This window comes from Streptomyces sp. UC4497 (assembly GCF_054871485.1).
On the sequence record NZ_JBTYHB010000076.1, the window covers coordinates 1 to 3,273 of the forward strand.

General features: G+C 70.6%; 3 protein-coding genes. All 3 read right to left on the reverse strand.

Annotated elements, in window-relative coordinates; all coding sequences use genetic code 11:
* Positions 1-419: 419 nt before the first annotated feature.
* The 3 genes from proC to ACYSUO_RS42250 all read right to left on the reverse strand — a co-directional run bounded on the left by proC (position 420) and on the right by ACYSUO_RS42250 (position 2,893).
* Positions 420-1,244 (reverse strand): pyrroline-5-carboxylate reductase, encoded by an 825-nt coding sequence (proC, locus tag ACYSUO_RS42240; RefSeq protein WP_461781506.1) that lies wholly within the window; start codon positions 1,242-1,244, stop codon positions 420-422.
* Positions 1,245-1,363: 119 nt separating this feature from the next.
* The gene (locus ACYSUO_RS42245; protein WP_461781507.1) at positions 1,364-2,101 is read right to left on the reverse strand and encodes an ABC transporter permease; all 738 of its coding nucleotides are present in this window, start codon (positions 2,099-2,101) and stop codon (positions 1,364-1,366) included.
* A 15-nt stretch (positions 2,102-2,116) separates the two neighbouring features.
* Positions 2,117-2,893 carry an ABC transporter ATP-binding protein gene (locus ACYSUO_RS42250; RefSeq protein WP_461781508.1) on the reverse strand — a complete coding sequence of 259 codons (777 nt, stop codon included), beginning with the start codon at positions 2,891-2,893 and terminating at the stop codon, positions 2,117-2,119.
* Positions 2,894-3,273 lie beyond the last annotated feature (380 nt).

The following is a 3,273-nucleotide window of genomic DNA, read 5'->3' on the forward strand; positions in this document are numbered from 1 at the left end:
TCGTTTTCCGATCCGTTTTCCTCGGTTCCGCTTCGCTTTCCGGCCTTTCGGCTTTTCCGGCGAGTCCGACTCTATCAGATCCTTTCGGGCCTGATTCTCAGTCAGAGGCCCCCGCGTTAGCGGAGATTGTTGCTGCGTCTTCCCGGCTGTTGGGCCGTTCCGACGAGTGAGACTTTAGCGGATTCCCGGCCCCCGAGCTAATCGGGGTCGCGTCCTTTCGAACGTGGATTCCTCATTTCGCAAAGACGCACGTAAATACAGACGACGACCGAGCAGAAGCCAGTCGTCGAGCGTTTAAGAGGTCTTGCGGAATGGTTGCCCGGGGACCGACCGGAGTCGGCGCTCACGGCGGACAACTCGGAGAACACTACGGATGGGCCTGGGGCGTGTCAACTTCACGCCCCGGGCCCGTACGCAGGTCAGCTGTTGTTGCCGGAGGCCAGTTCGCGGCTGCGGTCGCGGGCGGCTTCGAGGGCGGCGATGAGGGCGGCTCGTACGCCGTGGCTCTCGAGTTCGCGGATCGCGTTGATGGTCGTGCCGGCGGGAGACGTCACGTTCTCGCGGAGCTTGACCGGGTGTTCGCCGCTGTCGCGGAGCATCGTGGCCGCGCCGATGGCGGACTGGACGATGAGGTCGTGGGCCTTGTCGCGCGGGAGGCCGAGGAGGATGCCCGCGTCCGTCATGGCTTCCACCAGGAAGTAGAAGTAGGCGGGCCCCGAGCCGGAGAGGGCCGTGCAGGCGTCCTGCTGGGACTCGGGGACGCGGAGGGTCTTGCCGACCGAGCCGAAGAGTTCCTCGGCGTGCGCCAGGTGGGCGCTCGTCGCGTGGGTGCCGGCGGAGATGACGGACATGGCCTCGTCGACCAGGGCCGGGGTGTTCGTCATGACGCGGACCACCGGGGTGCCCTCCGGGAGGCGCTCCTCGAAGAAGGTGGTGGGGATGCCGGCCGCGCCGCTGATCACGAGGCGGTCGGACGGGACGTGCTGCGCCAGCTCGTCGAGGAGCGTGCCCATGTCCTGGGGCTTGACCGTGAGGATCAGGGTGTCGGCCTGCTTGGCCGCCTCCTGGTTGGTGACCGGGGTGACGCCGTAGCGGCTGCGGAGCTCCTCGGCGCGTTCGGGGCGGCGGGTCGTGACCATGAGGTCGCTCGGGGCCCAGCCGCCGCGGATCATTCCGCTGAGCAGGGCTTCACCGATCTTGCCCGTGCCGAGTACGGCGACCTTGTGGCGGGTGTGCTGGCTCATGTGACTGGGGGCCTTCCGTGTGCGGCGTCGTCCTCGTCCCGTCGTTCAGGGGCATCCTCGCATCGGGTGTGCCCGCCGTTCGCGGGTGTCCGGTGGGCGGAACGGGCGGGCGACGGGGCTCAGGCCGTACGGCGGCGCAGGGTCGCCGCGCCCAGGGCGAGGACCAGGACGGCGCAGCCGGCGACGATCACGACGTCACGGAGGTAGGTGGCGGTGAGGTCGGTGTGCTTGAGGACCTCGTTCATGCCGTCGACCGCGTACGACATGGGGAGCACGTTGGAGATCCCCTCGAGGATCGGCTGCATCTGGTCGCGGGCGATGAACAGGCCGCAGAGCAGGAGCTGGGGGAAGATCACCGCCGGCATGAACTGGACCGCCTGGAACTCCGATGCCGCGAAGGCCGAGACGAAGAGGCCGAGGGCCGTGCCGAGCAGGGCGTCGAGGAGGGCGACCAGGAGGAGCAGCCAGGCCGAGCCGGTGACGTCGAGGTCCAGGACCCAGAGGGCGAGGCCCGTGGCGAGGAGCGACTGGACGACGGCGACGGCGCCGAAGGCCAGGGCGTAGCCGCCGATCAGGTCGGCCTTGCCGAGTGGCATGGACAGGAGGCGTTCCAGGGTGCCGCTGGTGCGTTCGCGGAGGGTGGCGATGGACGTCACCAGGAACATCGTGATCAGCGGGAAGATGCCGAGGAGCGAGGCGCCGATGGAGTTGAAGGTGGCCTGGTTGCCGTCGAATACGTAGCGGAGAAGGAAGAGCATCACGCACGGGACGAGCAGCATCAGGGCGATCGAGCGCGGGTCGTGGCGGAGCTGGCGCAGGACGCGGAGTGCGGTGGCGGTGGTGCGGTACGTGTTCATGGCGGGTCCCGGGGGTCAGGGGCCGACGGGGCGGGCGGCGTTCGCCTCGTCGACCAGGTGGAGGAAGGCCTCTTCGACGGTGGGGGTGGCGGTGCGCTCGCGGAGGGCGTCGGGGGTGTCGTCGGCGAGCAGTTCGCCCTCGCGCATGAGGAGGAGGCGGTGGCAGCGCTCGGCCTCGTCCATGACGTGCGAGGAGACGAGGATCGTGGCGCCGCGGGTGGCGAGGTCGTGGAAGAGGTTCCACAGGTCGCGGCGGAGGACCGGGTCGAGGCCGACGGTCGGCTCGTCGAGGACCAGCAGTTCAGGGGTGCCGAGGAGGGCGACGGCCAGGGAGACGCGGCTGAGCTGGCCGCCGGAGAGGTTTCCGGCGAGGGCGTCGGCGTGGGTCGTGAGGTCTACGTCGGTGAGGACGCGGTCGACCTCCGTGTCGCGGCGGGTGGCGGACGACCTGCCAGGGAGCAGGACGGATGCGAAGTAGGCGAGGTTCTGGCGGATCGTGAGGTCGACGTAGACGGACGGGGCCTGGGTCACGTAGCCGACGCGGGAGCGGAGCTTGGGGTGGCCGGCGGGGTGGTCGAGGACGGTGAGGGTGCCGGTGACCTTGGCCTGGGTGCCGACGACGGCGCGCATGAGGGTCGACTTGCCGCAGCCGGAGGGGCCGAGGAGGCCGGTGATCTGGCCGCGGGGGACGGTGAAGTTCAGGTTGCGCAGGACGGGGTGGGGGCCTCGGACGACGGTGAGGTCGGTGGCCTCGACGGCGGTTTCCACGGAGGGTGTCGGCGATTTATTCATCACACGATGAATAATCCTCCGGAGGGGTGGGGGCGTCAAGGTGTGGGGGGGCGGTGGGGTGGGGCGGGGCCGTCGGGTGGGCGCGGTGCAGCGGGGCTGGGGCCGTCGGGCGGCGCGCGGCACGGGGGTTTCGGGGCGGCAGCGGGGCTGAGGCCGTCGGGGCGGCGCGCGGCACCGGGGTTTCGGGGCGGCAGCGGGGCTGAGGCCGTCGTATCGGCGCGCGGCGCCGGGGTGCCGCCTTGCCCACCCTGCCGCCCCAGGCGGCAGATTGCCCAAGGCGGCGGGCGTCGACCGTCACGGGTGGGGAGCCGGGGTTGGCGGAGGGCGCCCAAGGCGGCGGGCGTCGACCGTCACGGGTGGGGAGCCGGGGTTGGCGGAGG

Excerpts from the sequence above, each read along its gene's own strand:
- ACYSUO_RS42250 (WP_461781508.1), bottom strand. The coding sequence starts at position 2,893 with ATGAATAAATCGCCGACACCCTCCGTGGAAACCGCCGTCGAGGCCACC.
- ACYSUO_RS42245 (WP_461781507.1), bottom strand. The coding sequence starts at position 2,101 with ATGAACACGTACCGCACCACCGCCACCGCACTCCGCGTCCTGCGCCAG.
- proC (WP_461781506.1), bottom strand. The coding sequence starts at position 1,244 with ATGAGCCAGCACACCCGCCACAAGGTCGCCGTACTCGGCACGGGCAAG.